Genomic DNA, 20,051 nt, shown 5'->3' with positions numbered 1-20,051 from the left:
GTTGTGAATGTGGCGGTAACCGCAGGCCAACCAATTCACTACGGTCGTTTTTATTATTCTCGGGGGAGGATGACACAAACGTGTCCCAGTTGACCAAAGAATCCGCACCACGGACGCTTTCTCGGCGTCGATCGCTTGCGTTGACCGCCGCGGCGCTCATCGGCGCCGCCGGCCTCGTGGCACCACTGCCGGCGTCTCCAGCACAAGCGGCGACCGACGCCTTCAGCTGCACCGGAGCGGCGGCGTTCTTCAACTCGACCACGACCGGCACGCTCGTCCGCCGTCAGTACAGCACCCCGGGCCGCGACGGCGGAGCCTTCACCGCCGCCACCACCATCGGCCCCGCCGGTTGGCAGAACTTCGGTCGCCTTCTGGGTGGGCCGGACGGCCGGGTCTACGGCATCAACTCGACCGGGCTGAACCGCTACCGATGGACGGGCAGCACCTGGGAAACCGTCGACGGCAAGCAGAGCTGGATCATCAGTACGAGCTTCACGAACTACGCGACCGCCAGCTTCCGTGACAAGATCACTGTGGACCAGATCGGCGACTTCTACGCCGTCGACGCCCAGGGCAAGCTGCGCTGGTACCGGTTCGACGAGCCGACGCGGACGTGGACCATCAACGCGCGCGTCATCGACACCGGCTGGGACCGGTACAACCTGATCGTGGCCGGCGCCCCCGGCGTCCTCTACGCCCGAGCGGCCGACGGCAGGCTCTACCGGCACCGGTTCGACCCGGCGAGCCAGCGGTGGCTCCTCCGTGACCGCCTGGTTGGTTCGAGCGGCTGGCAGGGGTTCACCAAGGGGCTCTTCTCCGCCGGCGGAGACTCGCTCTTCGGCATCCAGGCCGACGGCGACCTGCTCCAGTACCGCTACCGCGAGGACAACCTGTCCTGGGCGCTGACCGCCGACCCGATCGGCACGGGCTGGGCCGGCTTCCCGAACGTCTTCACCACCACCAACACCTGCCGGCAGGGGGCGATCACCAGCCCCGCGCTCCCGGCGACCCCGGTGCAGCAGAACGCCCCGTTGGCGGTCGTGCAGGCCCCGGCCGCCGGCACCGCGCTGGGCAGCCTGGAGATCGCCTACAGCGACAACATCGGCCAACTGCGGCACGGGCGCGCGAACCCGGACTCGCTGTCTTCGATCCAGTGGTCACCGGTGCCCGGCACGGAGGCGTACACCGGCAAGCCCTCCCTGGTCTCGGACGCTCAGAACCGGGTCAGCATCGTCGCCCACGAGACCACCAGCAACGTGGGTTCTTTGACCCAGAAGACGCCGGCCATGCCGGACTGGAACCCGTGGCTCGCCCTCGGTGGGGCGATGCGCTCGGAGCCAACCGCTGTCCGGCTCTCCGACGACACGCGCGCGGTCTTCGCCCTGGACGCCGAGGGCGGCCTGTGGCACCGCCGACAGGACGGCACCGCCGGAGATCTGCTTCCCTGGACGCCGCTCGGCGGCACCGGCCTGACCGGTACGCCGGTCGTCGTGCCGGGCACGGACGGCACGGCCACCCTCCTGGTGGCCAACGCGGCCGGCACCCTGCAGGCGGCCACGTACAAGGGCGGCGCGCTGACCTCCGCCTGGGCGGGGCTGGGTGACGCCGGCTTCGTGGACACGCCGAGCGTGGTGACACTGCCCGGCCGTCGCCTGATGGTGTTCGCCCGACACAGCGACGGAGTGGTCAAGAGCCAGTTGCAGAACACCGACGGCACCTGGCCCGGCACCTGGATCGCGGTCGGAGACAGCGGTATCACTCCGGTGGGCTCCCCGGCCGCCGTCCTGAGCCCCAACACCGGCCGCATCTCGGTCTTCACCCGTACGGTCGACGACACCATCCACCACAGTCGGCAGACCGCCGCGGGCTCCACCGCCTGGGGCAACTGGGCCGTGGCGACCGTTGCGGACGAGACCTATCCGACCGACCCGACGGCATTCGTCTTCCAGAACTCCAGCGGCACTCGGCTCGGGTTCGTGAGCCGCACCGCCAACGGTTCCGTCCGGCTCTACGACATGGACGAGTCGGCCGCCTCGCTCACCACCCGGAACGCCGCATCCACCGGCGTCTCGTTCACCCGGCGGGAGATCCCGCAGCCGCGCGACAGCTGACCAGGATCGGGCCGGCGGCCGTCGGGGCGACACGCCCCGACGGCCGCATCGGCTTGCCTACGGCCCTACCCTGAAGGAGCCGCGGCGCCACTTCGGCAAGTCGGGGCCTTAGCGCCTGCACGCCGGGCGGATAGAAGCAACGCATGATCTGGACGAAGTTCAGAAGCGACCGCACCCCTCGCCGACTCCGCGCCGTGTCCGACCTGCGGTTTCCTGCCAGCGGACGTCAACATCTACGAAATCGGCATCCCCATCTCAGCGACGACGACCTCGTCCTCGTCGAGACCGCGACCCGGCAGTGGTTCCGGATCATCGCCCGCCAGCCCAACACGAAGCTGTCGATGCCGTCGGTGGTCGTGGACGATCTGTGGCAGGAGCTGACCCTGCATGCGCAGGACTACGCCACCTTCTGCGACGCCGCGTTCGGGCGCCTCCCGCACCCCCAGCCGAGGTCTGCGACAGGCGGCGACACGACCGACGCCGATCGACGCCCACTCCTGCTCACCACGCTGAGCCACGGCCGGCGGGACGAGGGTTGTGGCCCGACCGGCCTTCCCCTGCTGTTCCGGGTGGACCAGGAACTCCGCGTCCACGATGGCAACCGCTACCTGGCCGACTGCGGAGGCCGTGGCGAGTGCTTCCCGGTTTCCGGCCGGGTCTGCCTGCAACACCTCGCCGGGCCGGGCAAGCGACCCAGAACACCCGGCATTCGTGGCGACCTGCCCTTCAACGACGGCCGTCACGGCTACGCCGGCGGTGCGGGTGGCAGTGGTGGCGGCGAGTTCAGCGGCGGGGGCGATGGCGGAGGCGGCGACGGGGGCGGCGGCGGGGGCAGCAACTGAGGCTCCGGACGACGCGTGAGACCTCAGCCGCGCCCGGCCAACGGGGTCACCGACCGGTCCGTGCCGTCGTAGCTGCGGGCGGCGTCGAAGTCGCCGGTCGGGCGCTGCCCGCCGGCGACGGCACGAGCCAGCCGCAGGTCCGCGTTGCGGAACCGCAGGGCCAGGCTCAGGTGCGGAACCCACACGTCGGGCGCGTGCCACGGACGGTGTCCGTCGGCCTCGGCGAGAACGTCCCAGACGGCGGCGTGCAGCGCGGTCAGCGCCGGGGTGGGTCGGACGAGCCAGACGAGTGGAGCACTGCCGTCGAGGACGACGACCCGGTCGAGCGTCACCGGCACCGGCAGCGCGGCGTCGAACAACTCGACCAGGCGGTGCTCGGCTCCGGGTGGGAACTCGTCGACGGCGGCGAGGGTGAGGTGCGGCCGGTTGGTCGGATGGATGTTGCGGGCCAGGCTCGGCAACCCGGCGGCCGCCAGCCGGCTCCAGACCGCCCGGACCGCGACCTCCAGGCCGGGCGAGCAGAGCAGTTCCACCGTACGCACGCACCCACGCTAGCCGGACGGTCCGCGCCACCCCCACCGATCAGGACCGAGCCGGCACCTTTCAGAGCGGGTGGCGGCGGAGACCGTTCTCGCCCGGCACCGGGTTGACCTCACCGGCGATCCGGGCACGGTGGGTCAGGTCGAAGATGGCGACGACGGTGATGGTGGCCGCGCCCAGCAGGCCCACCGCCAGCGGCGGGAGTCGCGCCGCAACCGGGCTCAGGATCAGACACGCCACCACGGCCGCGAGGCAGTGCCTGGTCAGGCGACCGAACACCCAGATCTCGAAGATTATCCGCCCGACGAGGAAGGTCAGCGGTCCGACCAGGATCGCCACGACGTTGCCGGCCGACCGCTGCGCGTCGGGCTCCTTCAGCATCAGTTCGCCGCCGATGCCGGTGAGCAGGATGCCAGCCACCATCACCAGGTGGGTGTAGCTCGCCCGCAGGTTGAGCCGGTACGGGTCCACGGCGGTGTCGATCTTCAGGGCAAGGCTGCTCGTGGTGCGGTAGAAGTAGGTCCACCAGAGGAAGACCACCGTCCAGAAGGTGAGCAGAAACGCGGTCGTGTCCGCCACATTCCGCGTCGACAGCCGGTAGAAGTTGCCGGTGGCCAGAATCGTCTCGCCGAGGGCCAGGATGATGAACTGCCGGTACCGCTCGTTCAGGTGTTCGCCCGAAAGGTGCCACTCGTTGGCCCGTGCCCGGCCGAGCCACGGTACCGGCCAACCCAGGACCGGCCCCGAGTAGTCGATGGCCAGCGCGCATGCCCACAGCAGGACGCGGGCTTCGCCGCCGCTGGCCGCCGCCCCGGCGAACCAGACCGTCGCGGACAGCAGATACCAGACGATTCCCCGTACCGGCCGACGCCAGGCCGGGGTGCCGCGCAGGTAGAGGGCCATGACCAGGGTACGGCCGAGGTGGATCCCGAGGTACGCGCTCACGAAGACGAAGCCCTGGTCACCGAAGGCGTCCGGAACGTTGATGGACATCAGCAGACTGCCGAGCATCACGCAGATGATCAGGATCTGCACCGTGGGTCGTTCGCAGTCGAGGCTGTCGGTGGCCAGGTTCGTGTTGTACCAGATCCACCAGAAGGCGAGCAGGAAGATCACTGCTTGCGCGTCGGCGAGCAGGCTTGGCTCCTCGACCAGGGTCGCCGACAGGCGGCCGAGGGTGAAGATGAAGACGAGGTCGAAGAACAGCTCGACGGCACTGGAACGCACCGGGTCGACCGGACCCGCCGCGACCTTCCTGGGCATTTGCCCATCTTTGCAGCAGATGAGGACACGAGGGCCTGACTGCCTTATTGATCAGCGCCGGAGAAGTGTCGACGTGACCGGACGGTCGACGCGGGCTCGGTCAGCGACGGGCCCTCGGCCGGGCAGCCGAGGGCCCGCCCTGTCAAGTGGGGGTCAGTGCTGGGCTCGCGCGAAGGCGACGAAGCCCCGCCAGGCCTCCGGCTGGAAGGTCAACGTCCCGCCGTCACGGTCCTTCGTGTCGCGGACCAGGACGACGCCCGGCAGGTTGTCGGCGACCTCCACACAAGCCCCGCCGTTGTTGCCGCTCTTGGTGCTCTTGCGCCACTGCGCACCGGTCACGTCCATGATGATGCCGCTTCCCTGAGCAGGTCTAGGGACTGTCCGCGAGAGAGAGCTTCGCCGCGAATGCGTTCCCATCGTCGGTCAAGGGTAGCAATTTCTGTCTGCTGCTCAGTTATTTGTGCCTGCGCCTGACCGTCGATGTGTGCCACGCGCCCGCCGCCTTCCAACTCGGCGAGGATGAAGGGCCCACCCAGGCCCGGATACATCCCGACCATCGTCGGCACGACGTAAACCTGCACCGACGGGAGCTGCGCACACGCGATGAGATGCTCGCACTGGTCGCGCATGAGATCCCGATCTCCGTAGGCCGACCGCCGCACCACGGCCTCGTCCATCACTGCGATCAAGAGAGGCGGCTGGTCGCGCTGGAGGACAGCCTGCCGCCCGACACGGGCCTGCACGAGATGATCAACGTCCTGACTGGACAGCAATTCTCCAGCCAGTGTCGCCCGTGCATATGCCTCCGTCTGCAAGAGACCCGGCACCCAGGCCAACTCGTACCAGCGCAGCGCGACTGCCTCACGTTCGATGTCGGCCCAGGGCCGGAACCACGCCGGCTCCCGGCGCTTCAGGACGTCCGGCCACAGGTCGATCACCTCTCGGCCGAGGATCGCGGCGACCTGGGCGCGGTGCCGCGTCTGCGGGATCCGTCCGGGGTTTGCCCAGCGGGCGGCCGTCTTCGGATCGACCCCGGTCTGAGCGGCGAGAGAGTCGGCCGTCTCACCACATTGGGTCATGGCTTCCACGACGGCGTGATTCATCCTGTGTCCTCCTCGGATATCCCGAACGTCCAGAGGCCATAGTGCAACGCAGTGTAGTTGCATCGCAACAGTCGGCAGGGTGGTTCCAGACGGCGCGGCCGGCGGGGACCCCGAAACCGGCGGACGTGTTCGTGCCGGGGCCGCCCCTGAACGCGCACTCACGGGCGGCCCCTTCCAACGACCGAGAGGCAGAGCGACGTGCCCGAGGACGCCGCGCATCCGGGCGCCCGGAAGGTGAGGACGTCCGGTGACCAGCCGGCACGACGGTCAGAGCCAGCCGTTGTCCCGGGCGGTGCGGACCGCCTCGGCCCGGTCGGCGGCGCCGAGCTTCTGCACGGCGGCGGAGAGGTGGTTGCGCACGGTGCCGGTGGACAGGTGCACCCGACGGGCGATCACGGCGACCGGGGCACCGACCTCGGCCAGCCGCAGCGTCTCCAGTTCCCGAGGGGTCAGCGGGCACGGAGGCAGGGTCAACGCGTCGGCGGCCAGCGACGGGTCGACGTAGCGGCCTCCGGCGTGCACCCGGCGGATCACGTCGGCGAGCGCCCAACCCGGCGAGCCCTTGGGCAGGAACCCTCGGGCACCGGCGGTCAACGCCTGGCGCAGGTGCCCGGGTCGGCCGTGCCCGGTCAGCACGACCACGGCGCAGTCGGGTCGGACCCGGGTCAGCTCGGCGGCTACCGCGATGCCGTCCAGGCCGGGCATCTCCAGGTCCACCACGGCCACGTCCGGGCGGTGCGCCAGTGCCACGGTGACGGCCGTCGGACCGTCGGCGGCGTGCGCCACCACCTCGATGTCCGGTTCCAGGCCGAGCAGCGCGGCGACGGCGACCCGGATCAGGTCCTCGTCGTCGGCGAGCAGGACCCGGATCACGACGGCGCCGGCACGGTGGCTTCGAGGGTGAAGATGGCGTCCTCCCGGCGTACCCGCAACTCGCCCCCGGCAGCGGCGAGCCGGTCGGCCAGCCCACGCAGGCCGTGGCTGTGCGCGTCCGGGCCACGGTCGTCGGCGCCGTCGTTGGCCACCGTCATCCTGGCCACGTCATCCTCCCGGTCGATGCGGATCCGGCACCAGTCGGCCCGGCTGTGCCGCAGCACGTTGGTGCTCGCCTCACGCAGCACCGCGGCCAGCTCGATGGCGGCGGGCTGCGGCAGGTCGGCCGGTGGTGGGTGAACCGTGCACCGCACCCCGCAGGAGCGCAGCACGCCCACCACCGCGGTGAGCTGTTCGTCGAGGTCGACGGCCCGGTAGCCGTGCACGGTCTCCCGTACCTCGGTGAGCGCGGAGGCGGCCAGGCGTTGCACCTCGGCGGCTTCCCGCCCGGCCCGTTCCGGGTCGACCGGGGCGAGCCGGGCGGCGAGTTCGGCCTTCAACGCGATCACGGTGAGGCGGTGCCCCAGCACGTCGTGCACGTCGCGGGCGAAGCGCAGCCGCTCCTCGGCGGCGGCCAGCCGGGCCTGGGCGGCCTGGCCCTGCCGGGCCTCCACGAGCAGGTCCCAGAACCAGACCTGGAAGCCGTTGACGGCGGCCACGGCCACGCCGATGCCACCGGTCACGGCGAGGTGGCGCGGGACGGAACCACCGGTCGACCAGGCCACCGCGACCGCCACGGCCAGGACGCCGGCCGCCACCGCCAGCGCGGCCCGCCACCGCACCAGCAGCGGCGTCATGCCGATCAGCGCCGCACCGAGCCAGGCCCACGTCGGCCACCTGCCGGCCGCCACCGGACCCACCAGGGGAACGGTCAGCACCGCCACCCCGACCAGGCTCAGCTCGGCGCGACGCCGCCAGCGCGGGTCGAGCCACGGCGTCACGGCCGCGTACAGGACGACGGTCTGGGCGATCACGAAGGCGAGGATGCCGACCGCGCCGAGCGTCACCCGGCCCGGGTCGGGCTCCCGGGTCAGGCCGACCGCCGGAAGTAGGACGCTCGCCCAGACACCGGTGGCCAGCGACACCAGCGTCGCCCGCCGGGCGAGGCGCAGCCGGCGGTCCGCCCGGGGAGTCACCGCCTCGCTCGCCACGCACCGATCCTAGGACCGCCCCGCGCAGGGTCCACCCCTGAGAATCATCACGGTCGGACCGTGCGGTCCGCACGCTTTTCCCGTGACGAACAGGTCTGCCGGCCACACCGGGGACACCGGCAGGGTCGAGGCATGGAAAAGACCCAGATGTACGCGGACAACCTCACCGCCGTACCGTCACCCGCGCCCCTGCCCACCGACGAGCCGACGCCCTCGGCCCCGACACCGACCACCGCGGCACCGACCGCCTCGGCACCGACCGGCAGCAAACGGCGGCTGCTGTGGCACCTGGGCGAGATGGCCCTGGCGATGGTCGCCGGGATGCTGCTGCTCGGGCCGTTGTGGGAGCTGGCCGGCACCGCTCTGGGCGTCGGCGACGCGCTGGCCCGGCCGGAGGTCGCCGCACTGGTGATGGCCACGAACATGACCGTCGGGATGACGGTGGGGATGCGCTACCGGGCGCACCGCTGGCCCGCGGTCGGCGAGATGGCCGCCGCGATGTACGTGCCGTTCCTGCTGCTGCTCGTGCCGTTCTGGGCGGGCCTGATCGACGCCGACGCGCTGCTGCTCGGCGGTCACCTGCTGATGATTCCCGCGATGGTGCTGGTGGCGCTCCGGCACCGACACGAGGCGTCGGCGCCGGTACGCCGACACCCGGTCGTGGTGGCGCTCGCCCACCGCTGGCCGGCCGGGTTGGCGCTGCTGATGACCGTGGACATGTGGGCCGACCCGAGCGTGCTCAGCCCGTGGACGATGCTGGTGCTGCCCGGCGGCTACCTGGTGATCGGCATGGCCCGCCGCACGCTGGGCGGGCGGGGCGTGCTCGCCACCCAACTCGCCGGTCTGGCCGTCTGGGTTGCCCTGACGCTTGTCGCGGTCATGGCTGGTGGGCGGACGGCCGCCTGGCTGGTGGCGTTCGGGTGGTTGGCGCACGCCGGCTGGGACCTGGCGCACCACAACGGCCGGGTGGTGCCGCGCGGCTACGCCGAGTTCTGCGTGGTGCTCGACGTGGCCCTCGCCGCGGTGATGGTGCTGGCCATCCTGACCACCGACGCCTGACCGACGCCGCCGCCGGGATCACGGAACAGCCGCAGCACGGCCTCGGGGACAGCTCTTGTGGCGGTCGCCGCAACGGCCCGGACGGCATGATGAAAGGCTTGGCACATGAGTTCCGCACCTGCACAGCACGACGCACCGATTGACGCCACCCCCGACGGCACCGACGAGGTGAGCGCCTTCACCGAGCTCGGGCTGCGCGCCGAGCTGCTGGGCGCGCTCGCCGCCCTCGGGTACGAGGAGCCGACCCCCATCCAGCGGGAGGCTATCCCACCGCTGCTGGAGGGTCGGGACCTGCTGGGTCAGGCGGCCACCGGCACCGGCAAGACGGCCGCGTTCGCGCTGCCGCTGCTGAACCTCATGGCGGCACACCGCCAGGGCGGCGACCCGGTGGCGCTGGTGCTGGTGCCGACCCGGGAGCTGGCGGTGCAGGTCTCCGAGGCGTTCCACCGCTACGGCAAGGACCTGGGCGCGCGGGTGCTGCCGATCTACGGTGGGCAGCCGATCGGGCGGCAGCTGCGGGCACTGGACAGCGGTGTCGACGTGGTGGTGGCCACCCCGGGGCGGGCCCTCGACCACATCGCCCGGGGCACCCTGCGCCTCGGTGGGTTGGCCACGGTGGTGCTCGACGAGGCCGACGAGATGCTCGACATGGGCTTCGCCGAGGACATCGAGGCGATCCTGGAGCACGCTCCGGCGCAGCGTCAGACGGTGCTCTTCTCGGCCACCATGCCGTCGCGTATCGACGGGATGGCCCGGCAGCACCTGCGGGAGCCGGTGCGGATCGAGATCGGCCGGGAGCAGACGGTCGCGGGTGAGGCGCCCCGGGTGCGGCAGAGCGCGTACATCGTGACCCGGGCGCACAAGCCGGCCGCGCTGGGTCGGGTGTTGGACGTGGAGTCCCCGACCGCGGCGATCGTGTTCTGCCGCAGCCGGGAAGAGGTCGACCGGTTGACCGAGACGATGAACGGCCGGGGCTACCGCTCCGAGGCCCTGCACGGTGGCATGAGCCAGGAGCAGCGCGACCGGGTCATGGGCCGGCTGCGGGCGGGCACGGCCGACCTGCTGGTGGCCACCGACGTGGCGGCCCGTGGGCTGGACGTCGAGCAGCTGACCCACGTCGTCAACTACGACGTGCCGTCCGCCCCGGAGTCGTACGTGCACCGGATCGGCCGGGTGGGTCGGGCTGGCCGCGAGGGCGTGGCGATCACCCTCGCCGAGCCGCGTGAGCACCGGATGCTCAAGACCATCGAGCGGGTGACCGGCCAGCGGATCACCATCGACAAGATCCCCACCGTGGCCGACATGCGGACCCGGCGGCTGGAGCTGACCCAGGCGGCCCTGCGCGAGAGCCTGCTGGAGGACGACCTCGACCCGTTCCGGGTGATCGTGGAGACGTTGACCGACGAGTTCGACCTGATGGAGGTCGCCCTCGCCGCCGTGAAGCTGGCCCACGAGGTGACGTCGCCGGGCTCCGACGACGAGGAGGAGATCCCGCAGGTTCCGGTCCGTGGGCCGCGCGAGGGTCGGCCGGAGACCGGCGGCCGGGGCGGCGACCGGCGGGGCGGGGGCCGGCCGCGCTCCGGCGGTGGCAACACCGTCCAGGTCTTCGTCGGCCTGGGCCGACGCGCCGGGGTGCGCCCGCAGGATCTGGTCGGCGCGATCACCGGGGAGACCGGCATCCGCGGCCGGGACATCGGCTCGATCGAGATCGCCGACCGGTTCTCCCTGGTGGAGGTGCCGCAGGGGGTGGCCGACGAGGTCATCTCCGGGCTGCGGCAGAGCACGATCAAGGGCCGCAAGGCCACCGTCCGCCGGGACCGCGGCGGCGACGAGCGCTGAGCACGCCGTCGGCGAGCGGGGTGAGCACCGTGGCGATGCCGGTGGGCCGCCTGGCGGCGGAGAGGCGGTCGACGGTGCGGACGAGACAGTAGACCTCCGCCCGCGTACCGAAAGGGCCCCCGCCGTCGAAAGACGGCGGGGGCCCGATCGTCGGAGCGTCAGACCGCGAAGAGCGCCGGACCGTCAAGCGTCTTCACGTCGGCCGGGCGCAGCGCCAGGGCGAGCACGTCGGCCACGTCGGCCAGGGTGTGCACGGTCAGCGCCTCGCGCACCTCGGTCGGCAGATCGTCCAGGTCGGGCTCGTTGCGCGCCGGGATGATCACCTCGGTGAGGCCGGCCCGGTGCGCGGCGAGCAGCTTCTGCTTCACCCCACCGATCGGCAGCACCCGACCGGAGAGCGTCACCTCACCTGTCATCCCGAACTCGGGGCGGACCGGGCGACCGGTGACCAGCGACGCCAGGGCCGTGACCATGGTGATGCCGGCGCTCGGACCGTCCTTGGGCACCGCGCCCGCCGGGAAGTGGACGTGGATCCGACGTCCCGCCAGGGCGTTCGGGTCGATGCCGAACCGCCGCCCGTTGGAGCGCAGGTAGGAGAGCGCGATGTGCGCCGACTCCTTCATCACGTCACCGAGCTGGCCGGTCAGGGTCAGCCCCGGCTCGCCCTCCATGCTTGTCGCCTCGATGAAGAGCACGTCCCCACCGGCGCCCGTGACGGCCAGGCCGGTGGCCACGCCGGGCACGGCGGTGCGCTCGGCCGATTCCGGGGTGAACTTCGGCCGACCCAGGTAGCCGGCGAGGTTGTCGGTGCCGACCCGTACCGGCGTCGGGTCCGTCGCCAGCGCCACCGCCACCTTGCGCAGGATCTTGGCCAGGGCACGCTCGAGCTGCCGGACGCCGGCCTCCCGGGTGTACTCCCCCGCGATCAGCGCGAGAGCCTCGTCGGCGACGCTGACCTCGTCCGCGGTCAGCCCGGCCCGCTCCCGCTGCCGGGGCAGCAGGTGGTCGCGGGCGATGGCGACCTTCTCGTCCTCGGTGTACCCGTCCAGGGTGACCAGCTCCATCCGGTCCAGCAGGGGGCCGGGGATGGACTCCACCACGTTGGCGGTGGCCAGGAAGAGCACGTCGGACAGGTCGAGGTCGACCTCCAGGTAGTGGTCCCGGAAGGTGTGGTTCTGGGCCGGGTCGAGCACCTCCAGCAGGGCGGCGGCCGGGTCACCGGCGTAGCCGGCGGCCAGCTTGTCCACCTCGTCGAGGAGCACGACCGGGTTCATCGAACCGGCCTCGCGCAGCGCGCGGACGATCCGACCGGGCAGCGCCCCCACGTAGGTGCGCCGGTGCCCACGGATCTCCGCCTCGTCGCGGACGCCGCCGAGCGACACCCGGACGAAGTTACGCCCGAGCGCCCGCGCCACGGACTCGCCGAGGCTGGTCTTGCCCACCCCGGGAGGACCGGCGAGGGCGAGCACCGCGCCGGAGCCGCGACCCCCGACCACACCGAGGTTGCGCTCGGCACGCCGGTTGCGCACCGCCAGGTACTCCAGGATGCGGTCCTTCACGTCGGCCAGGCCGGCGTGGTCGGCGTCGAGCACCGCCCGGGCCGCGGCCAGGTCGGTGTTGTCCTCGGTACGCGTGCCCCACGGCATTTCGAGCACGGTGTCCAGCCAGGTACGGATCCAGCCCGCCTCCGGGGAGGCGTCACTGGCCCGCTCCAGCTTGCCGACCTCGCGCATGGCCGCCTCGCGGACCTTCTCCGGCAGCTCGGCGGACTCGACCCGGGACCGGTAGTCGGCGGAGCCGTCCGGCTCGTCCTCGCCCAGCTCCTTGCGGATCGCGGCCAGCTGCTGGCGCAGCAGGAACTCGCGCTGGGACTTCTCCAGCCCCTCGCGGACGTCACTGTTGATCTGCTCGGTGACCTCCTGCTCGGCCAGGTAGTCCTTCACCCAGCCGACCAGCAACTCCAGCCGGGCGGTGACGTCCGGCGCGGCGAGCAGCTCGTTCTTCTGCTCCAGCGTCAGCCAGGGCGCGTAACCGGCCGAGTCGGCCAGTTCGGAGAGGTCGGTCATCCGCTCCACCGCGTCGATGACCTGCCAGGCGCCCCGCTGCTGGAGCACGGAGGTCACCAGGGCGCGGTACTCGCGGGCGAGTTCCCGGGCCCGACCGGCGTAGGCGGGTTCGTCGAGTTCGGTCGCCTCGACCCAGAGGGCGGCGCCGGGGCCGGGCACGCCGGAGCCGATCCGGGCCCGGGACAGGCCGCGGATGACGGCGGCGGGCTCACCCTCGGGCAGCCGGCCGACCTTCTCGATGGTGGCGACCACGCCGACCGGCCCGTACTCGCCGTCGATGCGCGGCACGGCCAGCAGCTTGCGGTCGCCGGTCGCCCGCGCCGCGTCGATCGCGGCCTGGGTGGTGGGGTCGAGGGTCACCGGGATGACCATGCCGGGCAGCAGCACGGCGTCGGTCAGGGGAAGTACCGGAAGAGTTGCCATCGAACACCTGCTATCGCGTTGAGTTGAGCGTGTCTCACTCAAGTAACAAAGCGTTCCCCTTGTTCCGGCCTGTGACCCAGACCACTCTTCCGCCCGGTCCGTCGGGTCGCCCCGGACCGGCGGGCGACCCGACGAGACACCTCAGGTGAGCTTGCCCTTCACCGTGTTCACCACCGAGCCGGCCACCCCCGGGTTGGTGCCGTAGAGGCGGGGGTCACCCGGCGGCAGCACCGGTTCCGGCGCGTTCGCCCGCGGGTTGTCGTCGTACCGGAACTCGCCCTTGCCGTCCGGCGAGGGCCCGGACGCCCAGCGCCCCTGGGCGGCGTCGGTGCCCGAGGAGAAACCCAGGTAGGTGTAGCCGTACTCCTCGGTGAGCTCGCCCGAGTCCGGGAACGCCTCCGGCACCGGCATCTCCTCCAGCCCGTCCTCCTTGAGCTGCTCGATCGCCGCCAGCCACATGTTCTGGTGCATCGTGTCGCGGGCCAGCAGGAACCGCAGCATCTGCTTGACGCCCGGGTCGTCGGTCATGTGGAACAACCGGGCGACCTGGAGCCGACCCTGCGCCTCGGCGGTGACGTTGAGCTGGAAATCGGCCAACAGGTTGCCGCTCGCGGTGATGAACGCGCCGTTCCAGGGCACCCCGTTGGAGTCCGAGGGCAGGGCGCCACCACCGCCGTGGATGAAGTGCGCCGGGTTCTCGCCGGCGTAGGTGGCGGCGCCTCCGGGGTCCTCCGCGATCCCCTCGGTCAGCGACAGCGGCGCGTTGTCCAACAGCCGGGTGATCATCGTGACGATCATCTCGACGTGGCCCATCTCCTCGGTGCCGACGTCGAGCAGCAGATCCTTGTACTTGCCGGGCAGCCGGCAGTTCCAACCCTGGAAGAGATACTGGTTGGCGACGGTCATCTCGCCCCACTTGCCGCCCAGCACCTCCTGCAACCGCCGGGCGAACGCCGCGTCCGGGCCGTCCGGTTTGGCCTCGAACTGCAGATCCTTGACGTGGCTGAACATCCAACCTCCTCGGTACCAGCAACAGGTAGCGAGGCCGTTCCCGCCCCGCTGACCCGAGCGGGCCAACCGGTGTCCCGCCCGGGTCAGCGCAGCGGGCGAGCCATCGGCAGCAGCACCTCCAGCGCCACCCCACGGGGCCGCAGCCGGTACGCCCGCAACGCTCCCCCGTCCGTGGCGACGAGCTGCCGCGCGATCCACAGGCCCAGGCCGGACATCCCGACGGCCGGCGCCGGACGCCGCAGCGCGACCAGCAACGCGTCGTCGACCCGACCCTCGTCGGTGACCAGGATGCTCACCCCGGGACCGCGCAGGGTGGCGTAGAGCCCGACCTGTCCGTCCGGTGGCCCGTGCCGCAACGCGTTCTCCACCAGGTTGACCAGCACCTGTCGGGTTCGTCCGGCCGGCACCAGGCAGGAGGCCGCCCGTCGGGTGGCCCGCGCCCGCCGACGGCCGACCGGCACCAGCGCGGCGGCCTCGCGCAGGATGCCCGCCAGCGGGACGGCCGGCTCCGGCTGCGGGGGCAGCATCAGCACGCCGGTGCCGGCGGTCGCGTCGCGCAGCAGACTCTGCAGGTGGGCGGCCTGGTCGCGGGCCAGCTCACTGATCGCCCGCCGGTCGTCACTGGTCAGCTCACGACGCTCGTCGGCCAGCGCGCGGGTCAGCGAGGTCAGGGTGGTGATCGGCGTCCGGAACTCGTGGCACAGCACCCGCAGCAGCAGGTCCGAGTCGGCCTCCGTCGGTCGCCTCTCGCCGGGTGTCGGCTCGATGTGGCGCAACCCTCGCAGCAGGTCCCGGAAACCGTGCCGTACGCGCATCCACCCGACTCCCCTCGTTCGGTGCGAACCCGCATGATCGGTACCCGCTGGGGAACGGCCCAGACATGCCGGGAGCCTCCACCTTGCGACTCGTCGTCGTGGACGATCACCCCCTGTTCGTCCGCGGCCTGCAGTTGCTGCTCCCGATCACCACCAACGGCCGCGCCGAGGTGGTCGCCTCGACCGGCGACGCCGCCGCGGCGGCGGCGCTGGTCAGCAACTGCTGCCCCGACCTGGCCCTGGTCGACCTGCACATGCCGCCGCCCGGCGGCATCCGGGCGGTGGCCGCGATCCGGCGGACCACCCCACGGGTACGAGTGGTCGCGATGTCCGGTTCCGCCGACCCCGGGCCGGCGGTGGAGGCGCTGCGGGCCGGCGCCGAGGGGTTCCTGCCCAAGACCAGCGAACCGGAGGAGCTGCTGCCCCCGCTGCTGGCCATCCTCGACGGCTGGGCGGTGCTGCCGGCCGAACTGCTGCGCGCCATGCTGCGGCCCACCCGCTCCGCGCCCGTCGACCTGGACGGCGAGGAACGGCGGCTGCTGCGGGCGATCGCCGGCGGTCGCAGCACCGTCGACATCGCCGAAGAACTGCACGTCTCGGAACGGACGGTGAAACGGATGACCGCCGCGTTGCTGCGGAAGTTGCGGGTCTCGAACCGGGCCGAGGCGGCCGCCATCGCCGGTCACAGCGGCATCCTCGGGGAATGAACGCCTCGTCATCGGACCGATTCACGGTTTTGCTCGGTAACGGAATCGCGACGCGCCGAATGAATGGAAGGCATATTGTTGCGGATTACCGGGGTGATAGGTCAGACTTTGGACACATCCCGCCGCACACAGGGAGTAATCGGCAATGGCGAGAAAAGTAATCACGGTCCTGACCGACGACCTCGACGGTGGGAAGGCCGACCGGACGGTCGAGTTCAGTCTCGACGGCGTGGCCTACACGATCGATGTCTCCGACGAGAATGCCGGCGTCCTGCGCAAGGCGCTCGACCCGTACATCAATGCGGGTCGGCGGATCGGGCGCGGCCCGGTGGAGAGCACCCGTTCAGTCCGACGGCCGGGGCGACCCGCCGGCGCGGGAATGGATCGGGAGCAGAACCGGGCCATCCGGGAATGGGCCGTCAAGAACGGCTACAAGATTTCCGAGCGGGGCCGGATCCCGGTTGAGGTCGTCGAGGCATACAAGAGCCGCTGACGCGACTCGACGGGGCCCCGCCGGAAACGGCGGGGCCCCGTCGTTTGTCCGGGCACCGACGTGACGCGGCGGCCGGCCACCCCGGGTTGTCGCCCCGGGTGGCCGGCCGCCGTTGGTACGTCAGCTCAGTTGACGTCGATGCGCACCGAGTCGAAGGCGGGGGTCTGGTTGGCCCGCTCCATCATCGGCAGGCGGTGCGAGCCGTCACCGGCCCAGACGGAGCACTGGGCGGTGCCCGACTCCGGCAGACCCGGAATCTGGATCGTCACCTCGTCGGGCTGGGCGCCACCGCGGCCGTCCTCGGTCGCCACGAAGAACGCGGGCACCTCCTGCGGCTCCGGCGGAGCGGTCAGGCTGTCCAGCATCCGGCAGGCGGTGTGGAAGTGACCGCGGACCAGGCCCTGGTCGTTGAGCAGCGAGCTCTCCACGTAGTAGCCACCCTGGCCGGCGGCCAGGAAGCGGTCCCGGATCAGGTTGCGGGTGCTGACCCGCAGGGTGAAGGGCTGGTTCTGGCCGACCTGCTCGGGGAACTGGGTGATCAGCAGCGACGGGTTGTTGGCCGCCGCGCCGACCTCACCGAACTCGGTGCTCACGCAGCGGTTGCCGTTCTGGAAACCGTCGTGCGGCTGGAGCCGGCTCTCGTCGCAGTCGTTGGCGAGCACGCCGAGCCCGGCGCCGGGCTCGGTGCCACCGCCGTTGTTCCCGCCACCGTTGTTGCCACCGCCGTTGTTGCCGCCACCGGGGGTGGTGGTGGGCGTGCTGCCGCCGCCGTTGTTGCCGCCACCGGGGGTGGTGGGCTGCACCTGGCACTCGGCGAGCTGCGCGAGGCCCTGCGGCCGGGGTCCGACCCGGTCGATGGCGGTCGTGATCCGGTCCAGCACGGCGCGCCGCTTGCCGGCCAACGGCTGGAGGATCGCGCTGCGGATGAACGCCTCACCCTTGTTGCCCTCGGCGGCCAGCCGGCGGTCCGCCTCGGCGATCTGGGTCTGCAACTGGGCGAGGTTGCGGTCCACCTCGGCCCGCGCCCGGTCCGGCACCTGCGGCAGTTTGGCCGCCACATCCGGACAGGCGACGGCCGTGCCGGTGCCCACCGTGCCGTCCTTGCCGTCCTCGCACTCGGGGACAGACTGCTGTCCGTCACCCCAGTGATTACGCACCCACCGGCCGTTCTGCCAGGTCCGGCTGGTCGAGCCGCCACCGGTCGGCGCGGTCGCGCCCGGGCTCGGCTCCACGCACTGCCCCGCAGCCGGACGTGGCTTATTTGTCCGCCGGTCCTGGGCCGACGAAATCTGAGTCACGGCGACAACTCCGCCGAAGACCGCGAGCGTGCCGACAACTGCCAGCAGACGCTTGCTCCGCGCGTTGCCGGAAGGCCGGCGCGCCCGAGTGGACCTGCGCATCGAATTGCTCTCCTTCTCGATCCGGTAGTGGATTTCTGCCCTCGGCGGACCGACGGATGTTTGAGGTGGCACGCCGCGGCGGGGACCCACCGTGACCTACCCGGTAATGCGTCGATGGCCGACGATGCCCTTTCCGCACCGTCTCCCGCGCCCGGGGGACGCGGATGGGGAGATCCTGTTCATTCGCGCAGGAGTACGGGACGGCGACCGGGAAGGTTCAACAGACGCACAGGAAATTGCCGCGACCCGGCACGGACCCGGTGCGGAGCAGGGATCAGCAGGTGGAACGGGCGCCGGTCAGTCGGCGCAGAGGTGGTCGAAGGCGAACCCGCCGACCAGTTCGTGGCGGCGCTGGCTCAGCGCGGCGATCTGCGCGGTCCACTCGGCGCGCGGCAGCAGGTCCGCGACCGCGTTCTCCCGCAGTCGCTCCCCCACGGCGACAGCGGCGAGGTCCTCGGCCAGCCGGGCCGCGTCGACACCGCAGGAGAAGCGGTGTTCGGTCACCGAGACCCGCTCGACGAGGCAGGCGTCGGGGCGTACCTGCATCCAACTCCACCCCTGCGCCGGCCCGTCCACCCAGCGGACGTGCAGCCCTCGCACGATCGGGTCGGCCACCCGCCCGGCCACGTACGCCTCGACCGCCGCCGCGCGGGTCAGCGCGCCGAGGTCGTTGACCGGCCCGGTACGCCCGTCCGGCAGCCGGCCCAGGATGTCCCGGAAGCCCACCGGCGCCGGTTCGGTCCCGTCGACGGCCGGCCCGGCGCCGCCCGCGGCGTAGGCGCGCGCGTCGATCACGTACTCGACCACGCGGCGACCGTGCTCGGCGGCCCGCAGGGTCGGCGAACCGATCCGCAGCACGGGCAGGCCGGCGGCGGCGCTCACCGCGTCCTTGAGTCGCTCCGCGCGCTGCTCCGCCGAGCCGGGTGACGGCTCCGGACCGATCTCCACGGCGACGACCGGATGGCTGGTGTCGGCGGCGTAGACCACGAAGTCGAAGCTGGCGCGGCTCGCCGAGGTCCACTGGCTGCCGGTGACACCGGGTGGGCGGCCCTGGAGTAGCTCGCTGAGCCGGTGTGCCGACAGGACCCGGTGGCCGGCGCGGCTGAGCAGCGTGTCGCGCCCCGCCTCGGCGGGCATCGCCCGCAGCCAACCGCGGTCGTCGCTCCCGATGCTCGTCATCTGCCTGATCCATCCGCCGGTCGGTCGAGCCGGGCCGAGTCTAGGTGGTCGATCATGGGCCACCGACTTCTGATGTGACCGGGATCACAGCAGCGCCGATGTTCCAGGGATGGCCACCGGGTGTATCCAGCGACGCCGGTACCGGACCGGCCCGGAGGTGACCATGTCGCGACAGCAGTTCGGCTTCCTCGCCGGGTTTCTCGCCGTGGCGGTCTGGGCGCTCGCCGGCGTCGGTGTGGCCGCCCTCGCCGTGCTCGCCGGCCTGCTCGGCTGGCTGGTCGTCCGGGTGCTCGACGGCGACCTCGCGGTGACCGGTCTCGGCGACCGCACCAACGCTCGGCGACGTCGATGACCACCGGCCCGTCCACGGGGACGAACCCCAGCACCGGACTGGCCGCCGGGACGACCGGTTCGGAGCGTCGCGCGGGCGACGCGGCGGACGTCGCACGGATCGCGGTGCAGGCGGCCAGCCTCGTGCCGGGCGTGTCCGTCGTCCGCCCGGCGGCGGTCCGCCTGGATGACGGGTCCGTCGGGCTCGACCTGCATCTGATCACCTGGTACGGGCACAGCGTGCCGACGATCGCCGAAACGGTCCGGGCGGTGGTCACCGAGCGGGTGGCCGCCCAGACCGGGCTCAGCGTGGCGGTGGTGACCGTCACCGTGGACGACCTGCTCGTCCCCGGGGTCGACTCCTCCGCAACCGGCACCGCCGCACCGGAGGACCGCTGAGATGCGCACCGCCAACCGGGTCGCCTCGGTGCTGCTGGCCACCGCCCTGCTTCTCGGCGGCGCGGCGACGGCCGTCCAGGCGTTGCTGCTCACCCTGCACCGTCCGACGCCGCTCGACACCACCGGCTGGTTCGACGCGCTGAGCGGCACCCGGTGGCGCGACCCCACCGTCCGGGCCGTCGCCGGCGGGGCGCTCCTGCTGGGCCTGGCCCTCCTCGTCGCCCAACTGCGCCGCTGGACACCGGTCCGCCTGCGCACCGACGAGCGCGACGGCTGGTACCTGCACCGACGCTGTGTGGAGCGGCGGCTCGCGGACGCCGCCAGCGCGGTGCCGGGCGTCCTTCGCGCCCGGGTGCGGGTCCGACGGCGGGGCGGCCAGTGGCGTCCCCGGGTCCGCGCGACCGGCGACCCGGCCGCCCGGGCGGAGATCGAGTTCGCCGTGCACCA

20 protein-coding genes are annotated in these 20,051 nt (G+C 72.0%); 9 read left to right on the top strand and 11 right to left on the bottom strand.

Annotation, left to right across the window (positions count from 1 at the left end):
* Nucleotides 1-140: 140 nt before the first annotated feature.
* Together PSH25_RS23555 and PSH25_RS23550 are read left to right on the top strand one after the other, a co-directional pair.
* Nucleotides 141-2,111, top strand: coding sequence for a tachylectin-related carbohydrate-binding protein (locus PSH25_RS23555; protein ID WP_238661144.1), 1,971 nt, complete (start codon nt 141-143; stop codon nt 2,109-2,111).
* A gap of 194 nt (nt 2,112-2,305) precedes the next feature.
* Nucleotides 2,306-2,953, top strand: coding sequence for a UCP032817 domain-containing protein (locus PSH25_RS23550; RefSeq protein WP_238661143.1), 648 nt, complete (start codon nt 2,306-2,308; stop codon nt 2,951-2,953).
* 23 nt (nt 2,954-2,976) lie between these two features.
* Here PSH25_RS23550 and PSH25_RS23545 read toward each other — a convergent pair whose 3' ends face one another.
* The 6 genes from PSH25_RS23545 to PSH25_RS33725 all read right to left on the bottom strand — a co-directional run bounded on the left by PSH25_RS23545 (nt 2,977) and on the right by PSH25_RS33725 (nt 7,883).
* Nucleotides 2,977-3,495 (bottom strand): 2'-5' RNA ligase family protein, encoded by a 519-nt coding sequence (locus PSH25_RS23545; RefSeq protein ID WP_238661142.1) that lies wholly within the window; start codon nt 3,493-3,495, stop codon nt 2,977-2,979.
* Between the two features lie 61 nt (nt 3,496-3,556).
* Nucleotides 3,557-4,756: a low temperature requirement protein A gene (locus tag PSH25_RS23540; RefSeq protein ID WP_238661141.1), complete on the bottom strand. Its 1,200-nt coding sequence runs from the start codon at nt 4,754-4,756 to the stop codon at nt 3,557-3,559.
* A gap of 153 nt (nt 4,757-4,909) precedes the next feature.
* Entirely contained in the window at nt 4,910-5,095 is a 186-nt protein-coding gene (locus PSH25_RS23535; RefSeq protein WP_238661140.1) for a DUF397 domain-containing protein, read from the bottom strand.
* The gene (locus tag PSH25_RS23530) at nt 5,092-5,859 is read right to left on the bottom strand and encodes a DUF5753 domain-containing protein (protein WP_238661139.1); all 768 of its coding nucleotides are present in this window, start codon (nt 5,857-5,859) and stop codon (nt 5,092-5,094) included. Before PSH25_RS23530 ends, PSH25_RS23535 begins: the two co-directional genes overlap by 4 nt.
* Before the next feature lie 267 nt (nt 5,860-6,126).
* Nucleotides 6,127-6,732 carry a response regulator transcription factor gene (locus PSH25_RS23525; protein WP_238661138.1) on the bottom strand — a complete coding sequence of 202 codons (606 nt, stop codon included), beginning with the start codon at nt 6,730-6,732 and terminating at the stop codon, nt 6,127-6,129.
* On the bottom strand, nt 6,729-7,883 hold the full coding sequence (locus PSH25_RS33725) for a sensor histidine kinase (protein ID WP_308193722.1): 1,155 nt from the start codon (nt 7,881-7,883) through the stop codon (nt 6,729-6,731). Before PSH25_RS33725 ends, PSH25_RS23525 begins: the two co-directional genes overlap by 4 nt.
* Nucleotides 7,884-8,015: 132 nt before the next feature.
* Between PSH25_RS33725 and PSH25_RS23510 the strand changes: the two genes are divergently transcribed.
* Nucleotides 8,016-8,942 (top strand): hypothetical protein, encoded by a 927-nt coding sequence (locus PSH25_RS23510; RefSeq protein WP_238661137.1) that lies wholly within the window; start codon nt 8,016-8,018, stop codon nt 8,940-8,942.
* 105 nt (nt 8,943-9,047) lie between these two features.
* Entirely contained in the window at nt 9,048-10,781 is a 1,734-nt protein-coding gene (locus PSH25_RS23505) for a DEAD/DEAH box helicase (protein ID WP_238661136.1), read from the top strand.
* Between the two features lie 158 nt (nt 10,782-10,939).
* Here the strand turns inward: PSH25_RS23505 and lon are convergent, their stop codons facing one another.
* From lon to PSH25_RS23490, 3 genes are all read right to left on the bottom strand, one after another.
* Complete coding sequence (lon, locus tag PSH25_RS23500) at nt 10,940-13,270, bottom strand: endopeptidase La (protein ID WP_238661135.1); 2,331 nt, start codon at nt 13,268-13,270, stop codon at nt 10,940-10,942.
* Between the two features lie 141 nt (nt 13,271-13,411).
* Nucleotides 13,412-14,281, bottom strand: coding sequence for a manganese catalase (locus tag PSH25_RS23495; protein WP_238661134.1), 870 nt, complete (start codon nt 14,279-14,281; stop codon nt 13,412-13,414).
* Nucleotides 14,282-14,364: 83 nt separating this feature from the next.
* Nucleotides 14,365-15,096, bottom strand: coding sequence for a sensor histidine kinase (locus tag PSH25_RS23490; RefSeq protein WP_238661133.1), 732 nt, complete (start codon nt 15,094-15,096; stop codon nt 14,365-14,367).
* 98 nt (nt 15,097-15,194) lie between these two features.
* On the opposite strand from PSH25_RS23490, the gene PSH25_RS23485 reads away from it, so the two are divergent.
* Nucleotides 15,195-15,803, top strand: a complete 609-nt coding sequence (locus PSH25_RS23485) for a response regulator (RefSeq protein WP_238661132.1) — start codon at nt 15,195-15,197, stop codon at nt 15,801-15,803.
* A gap of 145 nt (nt 15,804-15,948) precedes the next feature.
* A complete protein-coding gene (locus PSH25_RS23480; protein ID WP_091397759.1) occupies nt 15,949-16,296 on the top strand; it encodes a histone-like nucleoid-structuring protein Lsr2 in 348 nt (115 codons plus the stop codon).
* Between the two features lie 125 nt (nt 16,297-16,421).
* On the opposite strand, the gene PSH25_RS23475 is transcribed toward PSH25_RS23480, so the two are convergent.
* Complete coding sequence (locus tag PSH25_RS23475; protein WP_238661131.1) at nt 16,422-17,696, bottom strand: hypothetical protein; 1,275 nt, start codon at nt 17,694-17,696, stop codon at nt 16,422-16,424.
* A 297-nt stretch (nt 17,697-17,993) separates the two neighbouring features.
* Nucleotides 17,994-18,875 carry a DUF2726 domain-containing protein gene (locus tag PSH25_RS23470; protein ID WP_238661130.1) on the bottom strand — a complete coding sequence of 294 codons (882 nt, stop codon included), beginning with the start codon at nt 18,873-18,875 and terminating at the stop codon, nt 17,994-17,996.
* A gap of 163 nt (nt 18,876-19,038) precedes the next feature.
* Between PSH25_RS23470 and PSH25_RS23465 the strand changes: the two genes are divergently transcribed.
* The 3 genes from PSH25_RS23465 to PSH25_RS23455 form a co-directional block, all read left to right on the top strand.
* Complete coding sequence (locus tag PSH25_RS23465; protein WP_238661129.1) at nt 19,039-19,227, top strand: hypothetical protein; 189 nt, start codon at nt 19,039-19,041, stop codon at nt 19,225-19,227.
* A complete protein-coding gene (locus tag PSH25_RS23460; protein WP_238661128.1) occupies nt 19,224-19,604 on the top strand; it encodes an Asp23/Gls24 family envelope stress response protein in 381 nt (126 codons plus the stop codon). The genes PSH25_RS23465 and PSH25_RS23460 overlap by 4 nt, the downstream gene beginning before the upstream one ends.
* Before the next feature lies 1 nt (nt 19,605).
* A partial coding sequence (locus PSH25_RS23455; RefSeq protein ID WP_238661127.1) for a hypothetical protein occupies nt 19,606-20,051 on the top strand: 446 nt, incomplete at its 3' end.

Source organism: Micromonospora foliorum (genome assembly GCF_022229015.1).
Classification (GTDB): Bacteria; Actinomycetota; Actinomycetes; order Mycobacteriales; family Micromonosporaceae; genus Micromonospora; species Micromonospora foliorum.
This window is presented reverse-complemented; position numbering and strand designations above follow the sequence as displayed.

Coding starts and splice junctions, on each gene's coding strand:
- PSH25_RS23480 (WP_091397759.1), top strand. CDS start 15,949: ATGGCGAGAAAAGTAATCACGGTCCTGACCGACGACCTCGACGGTGGG.
- PSH25_RS23460 (WP_238661128.1), top strand. CDS start 19,224: ATGACCACCGGCCCGTCCACGGGGACGAACCCCAGCACCGGACTGGCC.
- PSH25_RS23510 (WP_238661137.1), top strand. CDS start 8,016: ATGGAAAAGACCCAGATGTACGCGGACAACCTCACCGCCGTACCGTCA.
- PSH25_RS23470 (WP_238661130.1), bottom strand. CDS start 18,875: ATGACGAGCATCGGGAGCGACGACCGCGGTTGGCTGCGGGCGATGCCC.
- PSH25_RS23490 (WP_238661133.1), bottom strand. CDS start 15,096: ATGCGCGTACGGCACGGTTTCCGGGACCTGCTGCGAGGGTTGCGCCAC.
- PSH25_RS23475 (WP_238661131.1), bottom strand. CDS start 17,696: ATGCGCAGGTCCACTCGGGCGCGCCGGCCTTCCGGCAACGCGCGGAGC.
- PSH25_RS23540 (WP_238661141.1), bottom strand. CDS start 4,756: ATGCCCAGGAAGGTCGCGGCGGGTCCGGTCGACCCGGTGCGTTCCAGT.
- PSH25_RS23465 (WP_238661129.1), top strand. CDS start 19,039: ATGTCGCGACAGCAGTTCGGCTTCCTCGCCGGGTTTCTCGCCGTGGCG.
- PSH25_RS23495 (WP_238661134.1), bottom strand. CDS start 14,281: ATGTTCAGCCACGTCAAGGATCTGCAGTTCGAGGCCAAACCGGACGGC.
- PSH25_RS23530 (WP_238661139.1), bottom strand. CDS start 5,859: ATGAATCACGCCGTCGTGGAAGCCATGACCCAATGTGGTGAGACGGCC.
- PSH25_RS23505 (WP_238661136.1), top strand. CDS start 9,048: ATGAGTTCCGCACCTGCACAGCACGACGCACCGATTGACGCCACCCCC.
- lon (WP_238661135.1), bottom strand. CDS start 13,270: ATGGCAACTCTTCCGGTACTTCCCCTGACCGACGCCGTGCTGCTGCCC.